The organism is Methylobacterium sp. Leaf91, assembly GCF_001422815.1.
Lineage (GTDB): Bacteria > Pseudomonadota > Alphaproteobacteria > Rhizobiales > Beijerinckiaceae > Methylobacterium.
The window spans coordinates 1-20,046 of the sequence record NZ_LMMP01000024.1; the positions used below are offsets into that span (position 1 = coordinate 1).

Sequence of the window (20,046 nt, forward strand, 5' to 3'; positions counted from 1 at the left end):
GGTCGTACCGGAGAGCAGTCTGCGAGAACGAGGTTAGGGGGTCAGAATTGGACGCCGATCCCCCGCCTCACGGGGTCAAAGTTGCACGCCGAAACACAGGTCGACCTCGCAGTCGGACCAAGGCGTCCAGGGCCTCGGTCACCTGGTAGGCGCGGAAGTTGGCTCTCGGGGTGAGCGAGAGCGCCTCTCGCGTGTGGCAATCGACGACGGTCAGGATCCGGAACGGACGTCCGTCGAAGAGGCGGTCGGACATGAAGTCCATCGCCCAGACCTCATTGGGTCCACCGATCGCCGGTCGCCCCTGACGGTAGCGCCAAGCTCGCTTGCGCTTGGGCAGCTTGGACCGGATCGACAGCCCCTCATCCCGGTAGATCCGGTAGGTGCGCTTGTGGTTCACGGCCCAGCCCTCCCGTCGCAACAGGATGTGCAGCCGCCGATAGCCATAGCGCACCCGCGCGGCAGCCAACTCCTTCAGCCGCATACGCAGCGCGACCTGTGGGTCCGACCGCTTCCTATAGCGCTGCGACGAACGACCGAAGCTGGTGGCCAGACAGGCCCGACGCTCGCTGATGCCGTAAGCCACCTGCAGGTGACCGGCGACCTCGCGGCGAGCGGCGGGCCTCACCACTTTCGCTTGAGCACGTCCTGCAGCATGGAGCGGTCCAGCGTCAGGTCGGCCACCAGTCGTTTGAGCTTGCTGTTCTCGTCCTCCAGCTGCTTGAGCCGTCGGATCTCAGGCACGCCCATGCCGACGAACTGCTTCTTCCAGCGGTAGAACGTCGGCTCGGACACACCCATCTTCCGGCAGACCTCGTCCACCGTGGCGCCATTCTCCGTCTGCCGCAGGGCGAAGGCGATCTGTTCGTTCGTGAAGCGTTTGCGAGGCATGGCATCCACCCTCCTTCAAGGTTCAGGATGCCCGAAAAACTTGCACGCAGCGCGGACCAGTTTGATGGGTCAGGGTCAGGTCGCGTGACGATGGCGGGTTGAGCGAGCGGCGCTGAGCTGCTCGGTTCCGTTGGCCAAATGACGACCTCCGGCGCAGGCGGGTGATAGCCGAGCGACGAGTGCGGTCGGATGCTGTTGTAGTGCCGCCGCCATTGCTCGATTACGACGCTGGCCTCCTTGAGGGTGTAGAACACCTCGCCGTTGAGGAGTTCGTCCCGCAGCTTCGCGTTGAAGCTCTCACAATAGCCGTTCTCCCAGGGACTGCCCAGCTCGATGTAGGCAGTCGTCGGTCCAACCGCCGCGATCCAGTCCTGTACGGCCTTGGCAATGAACTCCGGCCCGTTGTCCGAGCGGATATGACCGGGCACACCGCGCAGGCTGAATAGGTCCGAAAGCACGTCGATCGCATCCTGCACCTTCAGCTTGCGAGCGACCCGGATGGCCAGGCACTCACGGCTGAACTCGTCGAACACGTTCAGCATCCGGTACTTGCGCCCGTCGTGCGTCCGGTGCTCCGCGAAGTCATACGACCAGACCTGGTCGGGTCGGGAACCAAGGCCTTCAGCGACGCTGCCGAGATGGGTCCGATACCAAGAACCGCCGTTAGCCTTCGGAGATCCGCGTCCTCTCGTGACTGAGCCACGATCTCACGGTCCAAGCGGTGAAGGCGATCGTTCAATACTTCAATGTGATCGGCCAGATCCATAAGCACCTGCCGTGCAATGACCGGAAGCCGCACATCTCCCGGGGCTCTGACGATCTCCATCAGACCTACAAACCGGCCGAGCACCGTCCCGCTCACGATACTCAGCTTCGACAAATGAGCCCGCAACGCGTTCACTGCTTGGTTCCGCTGGCGCACGAGCAGGTCTCGTGTCTTCAGCCCCATGGCAACGGCCTGCTGCTCGGCCGTCTTCACCTGTACGAAGCGCGTCGTTGGACGGCTATCCGCTCCGCAGATGACTTCCGCATCGCCAGCATCGATCTTGCCACGCTTCACATAAACTTTGACGTAGCTCAGCGGCATGAGGCGCACCTAATGGCCAAGCCTTGCAATCTCACGGGCCCAGAAATGGGCACCACCGCGGGTATCCATTCCGACTAGGTCGTAGACTCATAAGATCGGAGCCAGATGCGGACGGCTGCGAGTTTGACGCTTGCGAGATAGTTGGCCGGGTCCTTGTCGTAGCGGGTGGCTACTGCTCTGAAGTGCTTGATCTTGTTGAAGAATCGTTCGACGAGGTTGCGGTAGCGGTACAAGAATGAGCTGAAGGCGGGGACGTTCTTGCGGTTGGGCATCGGCCGGACATTGGCCCAGGCCCCTTGTTTGGCCAGACAGTCTCGGCGTTCGTCGCTGTCGTAGGCCCGGTCGCCGAGCAGGGTCTGACCCGGACCGAGCATGCTGAGCATATCGTCCGAGGAGCGACCATCATGGGCCTGCCCCTCGGTCAGCTTGAGAGCGGTGGGGCGGCCCTCGGCATCCACCAGGGCATGGATCTTGGTGGCAGGCCGCCGCGCGAGCGACCCATGCAACCGGATCGATCGTCGTTTATGGGATGGCCCGCCCCTCCTTCGGCGTCGGCGCTAAGCTGACGTGGTCTGAGCAGAGGAGAGAACGGTGGCGATCACCGTGTTGGGTATCGATCTCGGTAAGAACAGCTGCAGCGTCGCGGGTTTCGACGAGACGGGCCGTGTCGTCCTTCGGCGGAGACTCACGCGAGACGGCGTTGTTCGGCTGGGCGCCAAACTGCCGGCTTGCACGATGGCGATGGAGGCGTGCTGCGGTGCTCACCACCTTGGCCACGTCCTGCGGGAGCAGGGCCACGAGGTCCGGCTCATGTCGCCAGAGTACGTCCAGCCCTATGTCAAAGCGCAGAAGAACTACGAGCGGGATGCGGAAGCGATGGCAGAGGCCGCGACCCGGGCGACAATGCGCTTCGTCGAGTTGAAGAGCGAGGCGCAGCTGGACGCGCAGATCCTTCATCGTGCCCGGACGCGCCTAGTTGAACAGCGGACGGCATTGATCAACCAGCTGCGCGCCGTGCTCCTGGAACGGGGTATTGTAGTCGCAAAGGGCCGTCAGCAGCTTCAGAGGTTCCTAACGGAGATGCTTGATCCCGCAATCGAGCCACCCTCGACCTTAAGTCCGCGCACTCGTCTCCTCATCGAAGACATGCGCCTGGAAGGGGGCGAGCTGGATCGGCGTATTGCTGCGCTGACGACCGAGTTCGTAGCCAGGGCCCGCGAGGACCAAGCCGCGCGGCGCCTCGTCAGCATTCCAGGGTTCGGGGCGCTGAACGCGACCGCATTGGTTGCCGCAATCGGCACGGGCGAGACATTCCGATCCGGTCGTGATCTCGCGGCTTGGCTGGGCTTGGTACCGCGGCAAGCGACGACCGGCGGCAAACCAAGGCTCCACGGCATCACGAAGCGGGGCAACACTTACCTGCGCACGCTCCTGATCCACGGGGCGCGGGCGGCTCTGCCGTCGCTCTCGGCAGACCAGACCCTGATCGGCGGGTGGCTGCGTGGCCTCGTCGGCCGTGCTCACAAGAACAAGATCGTCGTGGCGCTCGCTGGCAAGTTGGCCAGGATCGCCTGGGCGGTACTCCGCTCCGGCGAGGGCTACGCGGCCAGGGTCAGCCAGCCTGTGGCGGCCTAAACGAGATCAATCGCCAGGACGGCCCGGCCCGGCGATCGACGATGTCTGCGGGCGATGGAAGCGAGATGGCCTTACGACTGAACCGGCACCCTGCGATCCTAGCACAAAATATGGCGCTCGACGCCGTGTCTTTTATGAGGACCGGGGTCTGCGGAACTCCATCTAGGACGGGGCACGCCCCCGAGACCGGATACGTTGGCGCAGACCGGTCAGATCACCTCGCACATGCCGCTTGCAGATGGGGCCGGCCATACGTTTTTGTAGGTGAGATCACGTGCGTCGAGGGAGCTCCACAAGGTGCCGAGCCCGACAGTCAGATCGTGCTCGTCCCGCAGGCGGGCGCGCATCTCCTCCAGGGTGATGTCGACTTGTCCGTCGATCAGTCCGCGCAGGAACGCCTCGTGTGGATCGAGCTTCGAGCGGCGTGCCCGCCCTTGCGGACGAGCGGCCACCGTCCCGGTCATCGTGAGCGCGGCCATCCAGCGGATCGAGGTCCCGATGCCGACCCCAAACCGCGCGGCCGTCTGCCGGCGGGAGGTCGTTGCAGCGGCTTCCACCACTCGCTCGCGCAGATCCTGGCTGTAGGGTCGTCCCATCTATCGCTCCTCCTCCAGAGCGATCAGTGAATCAGCCCGTGACCTCTTCGTGAACCCCACCCCATCGATTCAGCGCAAACCGAAAACGCTCTAGATCAGCGCTGCCGCAAGCAGGGACGGCCCACACCATCATACCTCAGGGAGGATCACTTTTTAGGGTACAGGCCAAGACCATCGTAATAAAATATATCCACTGCCAAGTATCACATTAACGGTAATCAGGAGGCGAAAGGATAATACGGGCTCTCTCTAAATCATGGACTGTATCAACTCCGAGTGGCACGCAATCGACCTTAACAGCATCAATACGCATACCAGCTTCTATTGCGCGAAGTTGCTCAAGCTTTTCACGAACTTCAAGTTTAGACGGTGGTAACTGAACGAAACGTTTCAGCGCAGAGCGCCGATAAGCATAAAGCCCGATATGATGGTATAAAGGACCAACGCCCGTCGGTGCAGTTGCACGCGTAAAATAAATGCACCTGAACTGGCCTGGCACGGTTTCAGTTCCAATCATCTTCACCACGTTAGGCGATGTTAGTTCTTCCTCTGACGATATTTCTGCAACGAGAGTTGCAATGTCGACGGCTGGGTCTTTGAGCGGAAGAAGACTTGCCGGCAGAATCTGAGGATCAATGGTTGGCAAATCACCCTGAAGATTGACTATCACGTCAAACGTTTCTTGGGGGTCAACTAATGTCAGAGCTTCATAGATGCGATCTGACCCAGAAGAGTGATTAGTATCAGTCATAATAGCCTGCCCCCCAGCAGATACAATCACATCCCGAACTATTACAGAATCTGTTGCAACAACTACAGGGCCAACTTGTGCCGCTACCGCGCGCATCCAAACATGAAGAATCATGGGTCTACCGTGAATATCAGCGAGCGGTTTTTCCGGCAACCTCGATGCTCCGAGGCGGGCGGGAATTAGAACCAGCGACTTCAAGGCATCCTCCTTTGCATATTACTATGCCTGTAATTATAAAATCAAAAATTAAGTCAACCAGCTAGACTATACCAAGTTTAATCAAATCGTGAATATGGACTATTCCAACCGGCTTGCCCCCGTCGACAACAAATAATGCAGTCACGGCTTTTCTCTGAATCTCACTTAGCGCGAATGCCGCGAGATCATCAGGGCCGACTACGCTTGGAGCATGACTCATTACTTCATCGGCTCGCATACTCGTCAGGCCCAAACACATATGCCTTCGAAGGTCCCCGTCCGTCACAACCCCCACGAGTACGCCCATACTATCAGTGACTCCAACACAGCCAAAACTTTTAGCTGACATGATAATCAAAGCTTCTGACATTAATGTGGATAACGATACGATGGGAACGCTACTACCAGAGTGCATTGCTTCGCGAACAAAAGTCAGTACCGCGCCAAGCTTGCCTCCTGGATGGAAACGACGGAAATCCTTAGGTGTAAAACTACGGCTTTCAAGCAACGCAACCGCTAGTGCGTCACCGATAGCAATCTGCATCGTTGTTGAAGTCGTTGGAGCAAGATTGTGCGGACAGGCTTCTGCCGAGCGCGGTAAAATAAGCGGAATATCCGCCTCTCGTCCAAGGGAGCTGTCAAGACGGGATGTTATAGCAATCAATGGCACATTAAATCGACGAGTGTACTGCACTATATCTCTCAGTTCAGAGGTCTCCCCTGACCAAGAAATCGCCACGACAACGTCCTCGGACGTGACCATTCCTAGATCGCCATGGCTTGCTTCGCCGGGATGAACGAAGAATGAAGGCGTACCCGTGGAGGCAAATGTTGCCGCAATTTTTCGGCCGACGTGCCCACTTTTACCCATACCACTTATGATTATTCTCCCGCGGGCACGGGCAATGGCGGACACTGCTAAAGCAAAATTTGAGCTAAGATCCCCCCTCAACTTCGATGCCAACTCGATCAAACCATTAGCTTCTGTTTCAATCGTTCGAATCGCCGACTCAACGAACATGTCGTTTAAAGATCCAGAAACAGGCTTAACTTTAGTTGGCGTCTGGTCATACTGGTCCATCTACCGCATCCTCAAAATCGTGTCAGAAATTGCTAGCGAAGTTTTGCTATAACAACGGATTTCACCTTGAACGCTGCTCCCCTAACAACGGAAATCCTAAACTCAATTACATCCTTTCCTTCCTCTGCACCTTCCGGAATCTTGAATGAGAGTTTGGCATTTAGACGACCGTCAGAAACATCGACGCTTGAGTGTCTTGCAACCGCGAGTTCCATCGTTGATCCATCACTAACGATGTCGCAGACCAACTCAACTTCAGGTTGGTGCGCTTCAGGGTTAGACTTTGCGCGGATGAGACTATCAACTTCATCTGTTTCAGAGTTCAAGTCGGAATTAGTGCTAAAGTCCAGAATATAACCTAACGTGAAACTTCCGTACCCAATCTTCAGATATGGACCGAAAATTATATGCCCAGTTTTGCTGGGCGGTACAAAAATATCACCAGCCTCATCTCGATAAATATCGCTACTAAGATGACTTAACCCTCTTATATCTGCCGTCCACACGCACTCCGAAACGAAGGAAGAGCCAAATAATTCAGTGGTACCTTCCCTAAGATCGACAAGATAGTCCAAAAAGTCAGGCAACGAGCATTTTTTGCCAGTCGATGGATTAAAATACCTACTCTGCATCACATATGCGGCGTAAAATATTTCATACACCGTTCGTTCCGTCGGGTGATGGGGTAATACGGGTTCGTCGATTGTAAGTGACCGGCCTGAATAAAAGGTAGGACTAAAGCAGCGAACGACTTTGTCAGCAAGCAAGGCCTCGAAGCCAATAATCGAAGAAAGTGTCCATACCTCATCAACAACCTCAAACATCGAATAGGAGTTTGTACGATGCGGGACTATCTTGATATTGTCTTGCAGTCGCAGGAGCCATTTAATAGAGCTATAAACCGTGTCAGTACTAGCGTCATCCGTTACCCCCGGCGAAAATGAGATAAGGATATCAGCATCTTTTTCATTACGACACGCATTATAAACCATTTCCAGAAAGTGCTCAAACCGCGTACTGCGACTTTCCTCAGTATCAGTGCTTTCCCCTTTATATACCAGTAGTATGCCGCGATCTCGCGTTCTAAGGTGATTGAGGTCGAGTTGAATCGCCCCCAAGTCGCTTGAAAATTTGTTTGAAACAATGACCTTTATGAATTGCTTTACTAGATCTGTTTCGGATGAAGTTAGTTCATAATCCGAATTTAAAATACTATGTAAACGATTTATATTTTGATGTCCATTAAGCGGCCCCATATCATCGACAAAGACGGAAAGGGGGGGGGCGCTTATGTCGTCGTAGCCATAGAAACCTATGAAGCCCTTTTCAATATAGATAGGACGTTTTCCAATTGCCGCAAAGTGAACGCTGAAATTCGGCACGTCATACTTAGGGTCGGGATTCCACTTAAAAAAATGATCATAATTCATGGCCTGAGAAGCGTTGCGTGGCTCACCGACATTGTCTGCATCTAATAATTTTTTAATAAAACGATGCTGTGAGGAGTTGATACCATAATTGCTTATAGCTATATTACCGCCAGACTTCTGGCGACACATAACGTATTCTTTGTCTGAATCGTAACTGGACAATGGGTATTTACCGATAAAAATATCATCCAGCTGCTTTCCTATCCGACCGGCAGCGCCTCCATCGAACGCGCCAGGGGCAAGATATTCATTTGCCCACGTCAGATCGCGTGTCGGCATATGAGATTTACTGATATAATTTATCAATAATTTCTCGAGCTCCGCCTCACTGTGTGCAAACTCAATGCTGGTGTTTTGCCAAAATGACTCGAAATCAATGTATCTCGCGGAGATGGATGGTTTACCAAGCAGTAAAGCCTCGAACAACATTGTACTATTTACCGAAATGTGAGCGTCGCAATGGTTGAGTGCCTCGAATGGCGTTACCCGATAAAACCCAGATTGATCAATTCGAACAAATGATTCATTTTGAATTTTCTCTCGAAGCTGTTTTCCAATTACATCAGACGCCCTTGACGGTGGAGATCGTATTATCAGCTGCCAATTATGTTTCGAACATATATTACAGAGATCTTTCATTATCGTACGCTGGCTATCACGAGCGACATTCACATCAAATTGGCTATCAAGGGGTTGGGCCGGAAACAGAATTATTGGCTTACTCGGATCTAGATTAAAAATCCGGCAGAATTGAGTTCTTGTTAGGCTCGGCTTTGTACCATTACAGTATACGTCAAACTTTGGTGCCCCAAGCAAGATGATTCGTTCTTGTGGGTATCCCCTGCTGACAAATATGTCTTTTTGCAGCTTGCCCCATCCCAGTACTATGTCTGCGTCGGGGCGATCAATGCCGGATGTTGCGTCAACATAATACATGTCTCTTTTTGCAAAAACCGACTCGTGAGGTATCAAGATTCGTGGTATATCTAGGTCTTTGCATGCTTGAGAAATTATACGCATAAACGGATGCCAATCGAAGCTAAAGATCATAGCCCTCAATCTGCCAACCAGGGGGGTAAGCCTGGAAAAAAGTAGGTGGCGCAGCTGTTCCGGAGAATCGACTGCGTAACGCATGGCGCTCCGCCTTTGGGTATCGACAGACTGATCTTTAATAAAAGAAATCGGTAAAATTGGTGATGTTGCTTTCTTTTCAATGAGCGCTATCAACGCATCCCCGTGTTCCTTGATCCAGGGTACGTATCCGTAGAAATTCTTATGTGGAATGACCGGCTGATTTGAGTTGAACCAATCGGGAGTTTCCCAAACGCTTATTGCGCCTGGGGGCTCTATCAAGCCACTAGGCGGAGGGCGTTTTGTATATGAACGCTCGGTCTCAACAACTGCAAATCTGTTTAAATAATCTTTATTTGTTTTTAGCAACAAACCGTTCTTCTTGCCGTTCGCAGTGTTGTTTTTATAAATTGTCATTTTTTTCCTTGCGGGATACTTTGATTGTATTTACCTGTTTTTATTTATTCAAGAACAGGTGCTTAATCAACTTTGCCCTAATCCACAGAATGCTTATTCGTACAGCGCACGACGGTGGACCATGCTACGCTCCATCGAAGCGAAATTGGTAACTTTTCTCCTATCATGCGATGAGGAACATGGCAACTTTCTCATGTAGTGAGCTTTAAGGTTGGCAAAAGCCTTATTTTATTAGCATCGTGCAGCGACATCAGTTTTCCATGGCTATTTTTCTATAGATCAATCTTTCATTGTCTTCGCAAGTGAGATGAATGGCGTCTATTAAATTTTGGCTGACCCAGTAGACAACGGTATACCGTAAGGATTGCCCCGGCATCAGCCCATTCATTATACTAGAAAATTGCGGCTTCAGTAGTTTGCAAATGGAATTTGCTTTCTCGACGTCTGAGATATCGCTATTTGATTGAATTTCCCTGTGACGCGTTTTCTACTCCCATGCAGGAAGAATAATGGAGACAACGCGCAATTGTTTGAACTGGTACCCATAGTCGTGACCTGACCGGCTGGTTTTGGACCGGGCTGATTGAGAGGATCAGCCAGGACTGAAGGAGCTGGACATGTAGCAAGGTCAAAAGACGGGTGCGGAGCAGGTGGTGCTGAAGCTGCGCCAGATTGAGGTGTAGACGGCGCAGGGTAAGAGTTTGGCGATAGCTTGCCGGGAGGCGGAGATCTCTGAGCAAAGTTACTATCGCTGGCGCAAGGAGTACGGTGGCCTGCAGATCGACCAGGCCCGTCGGATGAGGGATCTGGAGCGCGAGAACGCTCGATTGCGCCGGCTCGTGGCTGACGTGTCCCTGGAGAAGCAGGTGCTGGCGGACGTCGCCGCGGGAGCCGAAGGCCAGCGTCAGCAAAACTTATAGCCCCGGAGCGGCGCCGGCAGGCAGTCGATGCGATCCAGGAGAAGTACTACCTTTCGGAGCGCCACGCCTGTCGGATCGTCGGCCAGCACCGGGGCACGCAACGCTACATGCCCACGGTACCGGCTGACGAGGATGCGCTGACCCGCGCCATCATCGCCCTGGCGTCCGAGTACGGACGCTACGGCTACCGCCGCGTCACCCCGCTGCTGCAGACAGCTGGATGGCGGGTGGGCAAGGACCGGGTTCAGCGGATCTGGCGTCGTGAGGGGCTGAGGGTCCCGCAAAAGCATCGACCACGCAGCCGTCTCTGGTTGAACGATGGCTCCTGCGTACGGCTGCGGCCTCTCCATCGCAATCACGTCTGGAGCTTCGACTTTGTGCTGGGCCAGACCCATGACGGGCGAAGCCTATGTATCCTGACGCTGATCGACGAGCAAAGTCGCACCTGCCTCGCGCTAAAGGCCGCGAGGCGCAGCAACAGTCTGGGTGTGATCGAGGCGCTGGCCGATGAGATGTGCCTGCATGGCATCCCCGACAACATCCGCTGCGACAACGGCCCTGAGATGATCTCGAAGGCTTTGCGGAAATGGGTCGCCAAAACCGGCCCGCAGATCCAGTATATTGCACCAGGATAGCAGTGGGAGAATGGCTATTGTGAGCACTTCAATGGCAAGCTGAACGATGAGTGCCTACGCCAAAAGATCTTCTATTCTCTCGAGGAGGCACAGATCGTGATTGGGATCTGGCAGAATACCTACAACGGCGTTCGACCTCATTCGTCCTTGGGCTACCGGCCGCCCGCGCCTGTCACCTTCCCGGATCTGGCCTTCCGGTTGCCCATGGCCGCCATGGCCTGCCCCCATTCGGTGGCCCAGGTTCGAAGTTAGTGCATCGTCGGTCTGGAGTTGACCCCGTTTGTGGTCCACGACCTATGCAAGTTCTCGGACAGTGACAGCTTGGGCAAGCCTCCCCAAAACCGACACTCTATGAATCATCGATCCGCCCGCTCGGAAAGCCCGCCGTCACTAATCCGTCCACACCGCCTAGGCCTCGCCGGGAGCGAAGGCGATCGGCACGAACACGCCCTGAGCCGTGGCGGCTTGCTTGGCGAAGAACCGCTGGGCTTAGCGGCGCACGGCATCGTAGCCGCCGGCATAACTCTCCTCGCGCAGCTCCTCGAACAGGCGCACGTAGCTCAGGTGCTCCCTCTTAGGCTTGGCGAGTTCTTCGGCGAGCAGGACATCAAGACAAGCGAGAGGGACGCCGAGCTGCAACCGTGGCTGATGCTGACGCTTGTAGGAGAAGGCGGTCTTCTCTGAGCGCAGCGCCTTGCACACGACCTTTCGTGACAGGTGCAGCTCCCGCCAGATCTCGCGGATGCTCTTGTGTTGGTTGCGAAACAGCCGTCGGAGTTTTGCGATGGTCTCCACGATCAACATCCCCGGCTGGCTCCCTGTCCCTGGCGGGATGGGAGCATTATGTGAACTGTCAGGCGTGGGTCCCGATTGGACGCCGATTAGCCCGTCAGACGGGTTCTTTTTCCGGTTCATGCGCACTTTTGGTGCTGACGGATTCAGAATTCGCGTTTGAGCGTTGCTCCTTACCATGACCGAGGAGGCGTCGGATGCCGATCTCGAACCCGTCTCTACCGACAGTGCCCGATGGGTTGCACATCGATGAACTGACGCTCGAGCCGTCCGGACTGTTGCTTCTTGCCCGGACCACCGCTGCGCAGGGCGTCTGTCCGGGTTGTGGCCAAAGGTCTTCGCGGGTCCACAGCCGCTACTGGCGAACGCTCCAAGACCTGCCGCGGCAGGACCGTGCCGTCACGTGGCGCGTTGAGGTGCGCCGATTCCGGTGCAGCCATTGCCCGGGTCGGATCTTCGTCGAGCGCATCCCAGGGCTGATGGGATTCAAGGCGCGCCAGACCACGCGTCTGGCCGAGGCACAGACCGAGATCGGCATGATGCTGGGCGGCGAGGCCGGAGCCCGGCTGTCGCGGCGGCTGTCCATGCCGGTGAGCGGCGACACCGTCCTGCGCCTGATCCGCCGCGGGCCTACCGGGTTTCGCGGGTGGTGGGCATCGACGACTGGGCTTGGCGGCACGGGCGACGCTACGGCACCATCGTCTGCGATCTGGAACGCTGTCGCGTTCTGGCCCTACTGCCGAGCCGCTCGTCAGCTCCGGTGAGAGACTGGCTCGCCGCGCATCCCGGCATTACCGTCGTCAGCCGGGCCCCGGCGGGCCCCTACGCCGAGGCCGCCCGCAGTGGTGCACCCGCCGCCATTCAGGTCGCCGACCGCCGGCACTTGCTGGTCAACGCCTCTGAGGTCCTCCTGTCCGTCGTCGCGCGTCACCAGACGCAGATCCAGGAGGCTGCCGGACAACGGTCTTCTCTCGGGATCGTCTCACCCGTGCCCATCCAAACGCCGCCGCTGTCGCAACGAAGCGAGAACCGCCGTAAGCGCTTCAACGACGTCCTGCATCTTCAGGCACAGGGTCTGCCGATCCTGCAGATCGCGCGTGGGACCGGACTGGCCCGCAACACCAGGCGCAGCTACCTGCGCGCCGGTACGTTCGTCCCGAATCGACGAGCGCCGGGACAGAGCCTGCTCGACCACCATCGTAGCTTTGCCGATGTACGTTGGCAGGAGGGGCTCCGAAGCAGCGCCGCATTCCATCGGGAACTCCAGGCTCGGGGCTTCGAGGGCGGCTACGACATCGTTCGACGCTGGGTAGCGCGACAACGAGAGAGCGGGCCGGATTACCCTACCGTCCGTTTTGCGCCTTCGACGCGTCGGACCACGCGCCTGCTGGCGAGCGATCCGACCCGGCTCAACCCCGACGAGCACGCCTTCATCATTGCGCTGTGTGAAACGGCTCCAGAGGTTCGGATCGCGGCCGGCCACGTGCGAGCCTTCACCGATCTGCTGCGGCAGGATGATCCGGCAGGGCTGGACCCCTGGCTCGACGCGCCGGCAGCACCGGGATTGCGCGGCTTCGCCGCCGGCCTGCGCCAGGATCTGGACGCCGTATGAGCAGCGATCACCCAGCCCTGGAGCAATGGGCTGGTCGAAGGTCAGGTCAACCGCCTTAAGCTGATCAAGCGGCAGATTTACGGTCGTGCCGCCTTCGACCTCCTGCAGCAGCGGGTGCTCCATGCGGCGTGATCAACGGCCGGGAGCCGGCGCAGCCCTACCCATCACCCCTCAATCGCCCGTCGGCACCAGAAGTGCGGGTGAACATACATGTTCCGCTGTCCGATCGCCTACTCGCGATGCCGCGGACGGGGGTTCTTCCCGCAATTAAGAAGCCCCAGTAGTGAAGCGCTCGCCCTGCTGTGGGGTTCCGGTCGCTAACAAACACTACCAATAGCGACGCCATCGGCCGTAGGTCCAGCGGGCCGGAGCTGTCCCCAGCATTCGTCCAGGGATTTCCATCGGCGCCGGGCGCCTTGCTTCTGGCCCACCCTCTACATGCGATGAACCGCCACCGTGCGCATGTTCGGTCGCATCATGAATGTTCATGGCACCACCGCACGATACGGCCGCCTTGTCACCGACTAACTTGCCGCCGTTTGCATCGCGGCAAACGTGAGTCCGTCATCATGACCCCAGTACTTGGTTAAGATTTATAATATTCTGGCTAGATCTCTTTACCCGCGGTGACATCCATCCGTGATCCTATTGTTTGCTTTATCGGATTTAGAACTTTTAGATTTCCGGAGTCTGATAAAATTTTGAGACGATTTAACACTCCTTGCACGTCAGCATAGTCAACCGGATCAGGACCAAGACTTGTTAAGTCATAGAGCCACCACTGACTGGCAAGAAGCTCTTCTATGACAATTGCATCGAAGCGATAGCGTATATGCCTAGCTGGCACTCCCCCGACCACCTCATATGGCATGACATCTCGAACAACAACCGAACCAGCACCGATAACAGCACCAGTTCCAACAACAACTCCCCTGCGAATGACGACATTTGCACCTATCCAAACGTCGTTCCCAATTACAGTCGCAGGACGTGGTGGAGCTGGGCGATTGATAGATGCCTTGATCTTGAGAAACTCAGATGATCTATAAAGCGGACCAGCAGCCCCGGATGCAAAAGGGTGCGTAGAAAAATTACTGATATTATGCTCCGAAGGACCTATATTTACACCTGGAGCAATAGAACAGTACCTCCCAATATAAGTGCATTGAATGGTTGAACCCAAGCCAATATAACTAAATGCGCCAATTGAGCACTCGTCTTTAAATACCACATTGAATGCGGCACATGGACTTTCTGCTTTAACACATGATCTGACTTTACGAGAATCAATCAGAAAAAGAGGTGACGTCACAGCGCGGGATCCTTCGAATATTTCAATAGCGAATAGTATAGACCTGATGTTGATCGGTACTATGTACAGATACAAACTAAATCTACACCACTTTTCGCTTAGGATTTTTTAGCCAAGTTGTCTGGATAGATGGTTCTTTTCTGGAATCGGCCCTAGCTCAATAGAAAGGCTGTCTGACGGTTTAGTTGGATCGTTCTAGGCTCGGTAGGCCAATCTGTGATCAGCTAATCCGCAGAGCCAGAAGCCCAGCACCTCAACCGGCGCACGACTCTTGTAACGTACGTTCAAGCTGTGCTAAATCTCTTAAGCTGTCGGTCCCTGCTCCACTGCCGAACGCATACAAATCAAGTCTACGGTATATACGAGCCATAGAAGAATATGAAAATACTTGTCGCTCTCGTTCAATATGTGGTTGCACCAGAACAATCTCCTTGTCACATAGCTGCCGCGCATGATATCCATTTATGACAAGATTGACGGTATACTCACCAGTCACTTACTAATCACCATGATCTTTTTGCACCATATAGAGCGAAGCGTTCCTGTGAACTCCAAAGCATTGCTTTAAAAACCTTCACCTCAAGAATGACGTTGGACGTCCCGGGCTAATCTGGGGCAGAATACACAATATCGGCGAGCGAAGGTAGTTTTGCGGCTTATTGCGACTAGCGATAAATGCCACTGCCGATGACGTTAAGACACGAGACGAAGGGAGTTGACCTGGAAGGAACGGCGACCTCAACCGAAGCATAGGAAACCTAGAGCAAAATTCAGACGGACTCAAATTTCAAGAGAATTAATGAAAACTTTTCCACTTCGAGTTGTATTTTCGTCATTGTTTCTAGCAGTGGTTAGTTAGTTTTGGCGCCTGCTGCTCGCATTTTTCGAGAAGCAGCCGCGAATCCTTAACATGGAAGCTTGTGGAGGAGCTCACGACTGGGCGCACAGGTTTCAGGGACCGGGGCATGATATTCAGCTGATGCCGCCGTCTTACGTAAAGCCCTATGTGAAGTGCGGGAAGACGAACGCAGCCGACGCGGCCGCCATCTTTGAAGCGGTCAGGCGTCCCTCCATGCTGCTTGCCGCAGCGAAGAGTCAAGCCTGCTCTTCCGTACTGGTTCTTAACCGCGCGCGCGATCTTCTGGTCCGCCAGCGCACGCAGATCGGGAACGCAATCCGCGCTCACATCACGGAGTTCGGCGTCATCGCAGCCAAGGGCGCGCAGAATGTCGATCGGCTCAGGACGCAACTCCTCCAACTGCCAGAAGTGGCCCTATCGCCCGTCAGCCTGCTCTTCGAGCAGCTGGTCAACACCAACACGTGGACCGAGCAGTTGACGTGCGAGATCGAAGCGACCCACGCCCAATACGAGACATGCCAGCGTCTGGCTACGATCCCAGGCGTCGGCACATTAGACTGCGCGAGGGACTATGCCGTCTGGCTCGGCCTGACCCCCAAGCCGCATACAACCGGCGGCAAACAAAGGATGAGGCGGATCTCGAAGATGGGCAACCGGTATATTCGGCGGCCGCTTTATTTGGGCGCCATGTCGCAGATCATAGTGAGATCCAGGTGCGGCCCGAAACACAGCTGGCTGTCAGACATGCTGGCCCGAAAGAAGATGAAAGTCGTCGCCATCGCGTTGGCGCGTCGCATGGCAAGAACGATCTTTGCTGTCCTCAGGGACGGATGAGCTACCAGCGGCAAGCGACTCCCGCCTGAACAGTTGAATGAACGGTCAAGGCGACGTGAGGTGATGGCAAACAAAGGTAGAGGAAGAATCAGGACACCCCGATTAATCTGAGGCGCTTTGAGCTCGCTCGATTTAGCGGGATCTGTTCTCCAAACGGACCTCATCACGGGGCGCAGCGATCCTGCTGCGCATCAGACTCCATATACGTGGCCGCAGCCGATCAGTTCACCCCGACCAATCCAACATCCTTGACCTACAGGAGCCATCCATACACGGATTGAAGTCGGGCGAGTAGGGCGGGAAATAGAGAACCCATACGCCGACCGCCTCAATGGCTTCGCGCCCCCCGGCAACCTTGTGGGCGTGCAGATTGTCGAGGATGACGGTGTCACCGGGCCTGAGTATTGGAGTCAGGGTGAGGGTGACGTAGGTTTGGGCGCGTACGCCATTGGTCGCTCCATCGAGGACGGTCTTGGCGATCAGGCTCGTGGCACGCAGAGCGGCGGTGATGGTGGTGGTCTTGTCATGTCCGTGAGGCACGGCGATCCCGCAGCGCGGGCCACGAGAAGCGCGACCGTAGCGGCGGGCCATCTTGGTCGTGGCGGCTGTTTCGTCGAGGAAGACCAGGCGATCCGGATCAAGGTCGGGTTGGCGCTCGAACCAGTTCTTACGTGCGGCTCTCACATCCGGCCACTCGTGCTTGGACGCGTGGACAACCCCTTTTATGGATGGCCCGCCCCTCACCGTGCTTCGCTGCTACGTTTGTAGTTCGGCTCATATGAGGGACGGAACAGAACAATAACCATCGCGATACTTGGGATCGATCTGGGTACGAACGGCTGCGGTGTGGTCGGGCAGGATGCGACCGGTCGGGTCGTCCTGCGTCGTCGGATGCGGCGAGATACGGTGCTCGCCTTCGGTGCGAAGCTGCCGTCCTGCATCGTTGCCATGGAGGCGTGTTGCGGCGCGCATCACATGGGCCGGGCGCTCGCTACTCAAGGCCACACCGTCCGACTGATGTCGCCCGAGTATGTGCGGCCTTACGTCAAAGCCCAGAAGACTGACGACCGCGACGCCGAGGCGATCGCGGAGGCAGCCACCCGTCCGACCATGCGGTTCGTCGCGCTCAAGTCAGAGGCACAGCTCGACATGCAGACCTTGCACTGGGTGCGCGAGCAACTCGTCGGCGAACGCACAGCCATGATGAATCAGATCCGTGCCATCCTGCTGAAGCGTGGCCACGTCGTCCCGCAGGGACGCGCCAAGCTCGCGGCATGCCTGAACGACTTGCTCGATTCCTACAGCGACTTGGATATCACGCCACGCAAGCGCATGCTTGTGGCGGACGTCCGAGAACGCTGGCAGTTCCTCGACGCGCGCATCGCAGCACTCGACACGGAGTTTGCCGAACAGGGCCGGACCGACGAAAGCGCGCGTCGGCTCACCACCATCCCGGGCATCGGTGCACTCAACGCGACGACGCTGGTCGTGGCGATCGGTGATGTGGCGACCTTCGCCATCTGGCGGCCTGGCTCGGCCTCGTTCCGCGTCAGATGACGACAGGCGGACGACCACGCATCCTCGGGATCACCAAGCGCGGCAGCATGTAGTTGCGTAAGATGCTGATCCAGGGCGCACGAGCGGCAATGCCGGCTTTGGGCAAAAGCGATACACGGATCGGCCAGTGGCTACGGGGCCTGCTGGCGCGGGCGCACGCCAACACTGCCGTCGTGGCGCAGGCGGCCAAGATGGCCCGGACCGTTTGGGCGCTGCTGCGGCACGAACGCGTCTACGAGCCGGCGGTGGTAACCGTCTGAACCGAGCTTGGTCGGCGAAGCGTTCGTCGGCCTTCCGATGTCTGCGAGCGGTGAGAGGAAGATAAGCGAGTCGATGGCTGCGGCGAGGCAGAGGACGCCCATGAAACTGACGGCGGTCTTCTCATAGCGAGTGGCGATGGCACGCCATTCTTTCATCGATTACAGCAATCACCGCCGCTATTCGATCCCGCTCCGGGCCTGCCTGCTCTTTGCGAGCGAGTGATCGAACCTGGTTGTGTGCTGGGGCGTCGGCGGGGCGACCGTGTTCCGCGCCTCGTACTGTATCGAGCAGACCGCCGATCTAGTCGGCCAATCCCTCGGCATGCTGATCGCGCTCGCAATCGGCAGGACCGCCGAGATTGGCGCCGTTCCCTAGGCCGATCATCATTGCGAACGAAGGAACGGGGCTTGTGCCATGAGAGACGTGAACGGATTTCCCAAAATCTACGCCATCATCAATGAGGTATGCCAACCTGCGCGCGTCATCAAGGTCGAGACTTTGACCGAGGGCGAGCTTCTTCCCGAGCAATACCGGGGGATGCACGCCATCCAAATCCTCGATGAAGCGCCCGTTAAGGAGGGTTACTGTAACCGAGATGGAAGAGATCGAGCCTTAATAAGGACGCGCTTCCCGGCGACACGCTGACGGATCTAAGCCCTTGCAACCTATCGACGCTCGCCCTTCCTTTGAACCCAGCAAAATTTGAGGACTATCCCATGCTCGTTCAGGGAGTGCCGTCGGCTGCCGATAGGGTCGCGAAGGAGGTCAATTTATATCAGGTTGTTGCCGCTGCAGTCGGTGCAACCCAGGAGGCGATCTACTTATTTGGATATAAGGATCATCAAGTGTCTGGTGCGTCTCCCGCCCAAATCTTGCGGCAGACTGACGCCGACGGAAAGACGATCCTCGGCCCGATTGACCCGCTCGACCCGATCAGAGCGAGCATCGAGGATCTTCGCGACAACGTGGATGACCGGATCTATTACTTCGGGTCGAAGGATTTGGTTACGACCGATCTCGACCCCGTCACCAATACTGCGATCCAGTTGTCGAGGATCGACGAGGATGGGGTTGCAAAGGTAGGTGTTGTGCTCGATCGCGATTGGCGTGCGGCTATCATCAATGGCGATGCCTACGCTTTCGACAAGGACGGCGTTCGCGTTCGTCTCACTACGAGCGCCGACGTGATACTGGCCGAAATTCGCAACGCGTCTGTAGAATACGATCGAGTTACCGCGACTGGCATCTTCTCCCGTGACGGGACAAAACTCTACGGATCATCGAGCCATCACCCCTCGACGACCAAAATTTTCCACCGTGCCGGCCTTGGACAGTCGCTCAGTGTCGGCAACTCCGGCAAGCCGCTCTACACCACGAGCTCGGTGCGTCCTGGTCGGGTTCTGAGCTTCAACGCGGGCGTGCTGACCTACGGCTCGGATCACAACAGCCTGTGGCTCAAGGACGGTGTTCCGAACGTCCCGGTGCCGCCCGCCAACATCGACAGCCTGATCGACTGCCGCGAACGGTACAGCGAAACCTTCATGTCGAGCGAGGGCGAGTACCTGACCCGCCCCGGCTCGCTCCCGAGCGACGTGGCGGTGCTTGAGAGCGCCCACGGCGTGGGTGGCCTTGCGGTAGCCAAGTTCCTCGAAGGCGGCGTGCTGTTCGAGAACGCGGTTGCTGCCGTGGTCCAATCCTGGAAGCTGGCGCAGCTGTTTGCGCTCCAGCATGAAGTGGCACTCAGCTTCGTCCAGGGCGAGAGCAACGCATCTCCGTCCAGYTCGGTCGCCTTCTACAAGGGTGCGCTGGTAGACATCCAGAGGCGGTTCGAGGCTCGCGTCCAGGCYATCAAGGGCACGACCGAGTCCGTGCCGATGTACCTGTGCCAGATGAACTCCTGGACCGGGTCGAACCTCGTGACCAGCAACGTCCCGGTCGCGCAGTTCGAGGCGGCTTTGGAGAACCCCGGCAAGATCATCCTCGTCGGACCTAAGTACGTCGGTCCGTTCGCAGATAAGCAGCACTTCACCGCAGAAGGCTATGTCGACCACGGCGCGGTCTACGGCTACGCCATCGATCTGCACCGCAAGGGCGGCGTGTCGCTTCCGCT

At 56.7% G+C, this 20,046-nt stretch carries 8 protein-coding genes and 10 pseudogenes; 6 read left to right on the forward strand and 12 right to left on the reverse strand.

Annotated elements, in window-relative coordinates; all coding sequences use genetic code 11:
* Positions 1 to 97 precede the first annotated feature (97 nt).
* The 4 genes and pseudogenes from ASF32_RS25465 to ASF32_RS16365 all read right to left on the reverse strand — a co-directional run.
* A pseudogene (locus ASF32_RS25465) lies at positions 98 to 888 on the reverse strand (IS3 family transposase); the annotation flags it as partial.
* A gap of 137 nt (positions 889 to 1,025) precedes the next feature.
* Positions 1,026 to 1,490 (reverse strand): annotated as a pseudogene (locus ASF32_RS24680) (integrase core domain-containing protein); the annotation flags it as partial.
* Positions 1,424 to 1,975 carry an IS110 family transposase gene (locus ASF32_RS16360; protein ID WP_056430609.1) on the reverse strand — a complete coding sequence of 184 codons (552 nt, stop codon included), beginning with the start codon at positions 1,973 to 1,975 and terminating at the stop codon, positions 1,424 to 1,426. The gene ASF32_RS16360 and the pseudogene ASF32_RS24680, both read right to left, overlap by 67 nt.
* A gap of 74 nt (positions 1,976 to 2,049) precedes the next feature.
* A pseudogene (locus ASF32_RS16365) lies at positions 2,050 to 2,486 on the reverse strand (IS5 family transposase); the annotation flags it as partial.
* 80 nt (positions 2,487 to 2,566) lie between these two features.
* On the opposite strand from ASF32_RS16365, the gene ASF32_RS16370 reads away from it, so the two are divergent.
* Positions 2,567 to 3,610, forward strand: coding sequence for an IS110 family transposase (locus ASF32_RS16370; protein WP_056430612.1), 1,044 nt, complete (start codon positions 2,567 to 2,569; stop codon positions 3,608 to 3,610).
* Between the two features lie 257 nt (positions 3,611 to 3,867).
* Here the strand turns inward: ASF32_RS16370 and ASF32_RS16375 are convergent.
* From ASF32_RS16375 to ASF32_RS24695, 4 genes and pseudogenes are all read right to left on the reverse strand, one after another.
* A pseudogene (locus ASF32_RS16375) lies at positions 3,868 to 4,206 on the reverse strand (IS630 family transposase); the annotation flags it as partial.
* Positions 4,207 to 4,414: 208 nt separating this feature from the next.
* Entirely contained in the window at positions 4,415 to 5,155 is a 741-nt protein-coding gene (locus ASF32_RS24685; RefSeq protein ID WP_082470311.1) for a 3-deoxy-manno-octulosonate cytidylyltransferase, read from the reverse strand.
* Positions 5,156 to 5,216: 61 nt separating this feature from the next.
* On the reverse strand, positions 5,217 to 6,236 hold the full coding sequence (locus ASF32_RS24690; RefSeq protein ID WP_082490452.1) for a KpsF/GutQ family sugar-phosphate isomerase: 1,020 nt from the start codon (positions 6,234 to 6,236) through the stop codon (positions 5,217 to 5,219).
* Positions 6,237 to 6,268: 32 nt separating this feature from the next.
* Positions 6,269 to 9,154, reverse strand: coding sequence for a hypothetical protein (locus ASF32_RS24695; protein WP_082470315.1), 2,886 nt, complete (start codon positions 9,152 to 9,154; stop codon positions 6,269 to 6,271).
* A gap of 650 nt (positions 9,155 to 9,804) precedes the next feature.
* On the opposite strand from ASF32_RS24695, the pseudogene ASF32_RS16390 reads away from it, so the two are divergent.
* Positions 9,805 to 10,961 (forward strand): annotated as a pseudogene (locus ASF32_RS16390) (IS3 family transposase).
* A gap of 237 nt (positions 10,962 to 11,198) precedes the next feature.
* On the opposite strand, the gene ASF32_RS16395 reads toward ASF32_RS16390, so the two are convergent.
* Positions 11,199 to 11,513 carry a hypothetical protein gene (locus ASF32_RS16395; protein WP_056430621.1) on the reverse strand — a complete coding sequence of 105 codons (315 nt, stop codon included), beginning with the start codon at positions 11,511 to 11,513 and terminating at the stop codon, positions 11,199 to 11,201.
* A 185-nt stretch (positions 11,514 to 11,698) separates the two neighbouring features.
* Between ASF32_RS16395 and ASF32_RS24700 the strand changes: the two are divergent.
* Positions 11,699 to 13,245: pseudogene (locus tag ASF32_RS24700) on the forward strand (ISL3 family transposase).
* 475 nt (positions 13,246 to 13,720) lie between these two features.
* Here the strand turns inward: ASF32_RS24700 and ASF32_RS26975 are convergent.
* A complete protein-coding gene (locus tag ASF32_RS26975) occupies positions 13,721 to 14,425 on the reverse strand; it encodes a CatB-related O-acetyltransferase (protein WP_156467851.1) in 705 nt (234 codons plus the stop codon).
* 871 nt (positions 14,426 to 15,296) lie between these two features.
* Here ASF32_RS26975 and ASF32_RS16410 point away from each other — a divergent pair.
* Positions 15,297 to 16,118, forward strand: a pseudogene (locus ASF32_RS16410) (IS110 family transposase); the annotation flags it as partial.
* A gap of 273 nt (positions 16,119 to 16,391) precedes the next feature.
* Here the strand turns inward: ASF32_RS16410 and ASF32_RS16415 are convergent.
* Positions 16,392 to 16,841 (reverse strand): annotated as a pseudogene (locus ASF32_RS16415) (transposase); the annotation flags it as partial.
* A gap of 75 nt (positions 16,842 to 16,916) precedes the next feature.
* On the opposite strand from ASF32_RS16415, the pseudogene ASF32_RS16420 reads away from it, so the two are divergent.
* Positions 16,917 to 17,935 (forward strand): annotated as a pseudogene (locus ASF32_RS16420) (IS110 family transposase).
* 69 nt (positions 17,936 to 18,004) lie between these two features.
* On the opposite strand, the pseudogene ASF32_RS25470 reads toward ASF32_RS16420, so the two are convergent.
* Positions 18,005 to 18,091: pseudogene (locus ASF32_RS25470) on the reverse strand (IS5/IS1182 family transposase); the annotation flags it as partial.
* A 561-nt stretch (positions 18,092 to 18,652) separates the two neighbouring features.
* On the opposite strand from ASF32_RS25470, the gene ASF32_RS16430 reads away from it, so the two are divergent.
* Positions 18,653 to 20,046: hypothetical protein (locus ASF32_RS16430; RefSeq protein WP_156467852.1), on the forward strand; the 1,394-nt coding region annotated here is incomplete at its 3' end.

Excerpts from the sequence above, each read along its gene's own strand:
- ASF32_RS16360 (WP_056430609.1), bottom strand. The coding sequence starts at position 1,975 with ATGCCGCTGAGCTACGTCAAAGTTTATGTGAAGCGTGGCAAGATCGAT.
- ASF32_RS24690 (WP_082490452.1), bottom strand. The coding sequence starts at position 6,236 with ATGGACCAGTATGACCAGACGCCAACTAAAGTTAAGCCTGTTTCTGGA.
- ASF32_RS24695 (WP_082470315.1), bottom strand. The coding sequence starts at position 9,154 with ATGACAATTTATAAAAACAACACTGCGAACGGCAAGAAGAACGGTTTG.
- ASF32_RS16395 (WP_056430621.1), bottom strand. The coding sequence starts at position 11,513 with ATGTTGATCGTGGAGACCATCGCAAAACTCCGACGGCTGTTTCGCAAC.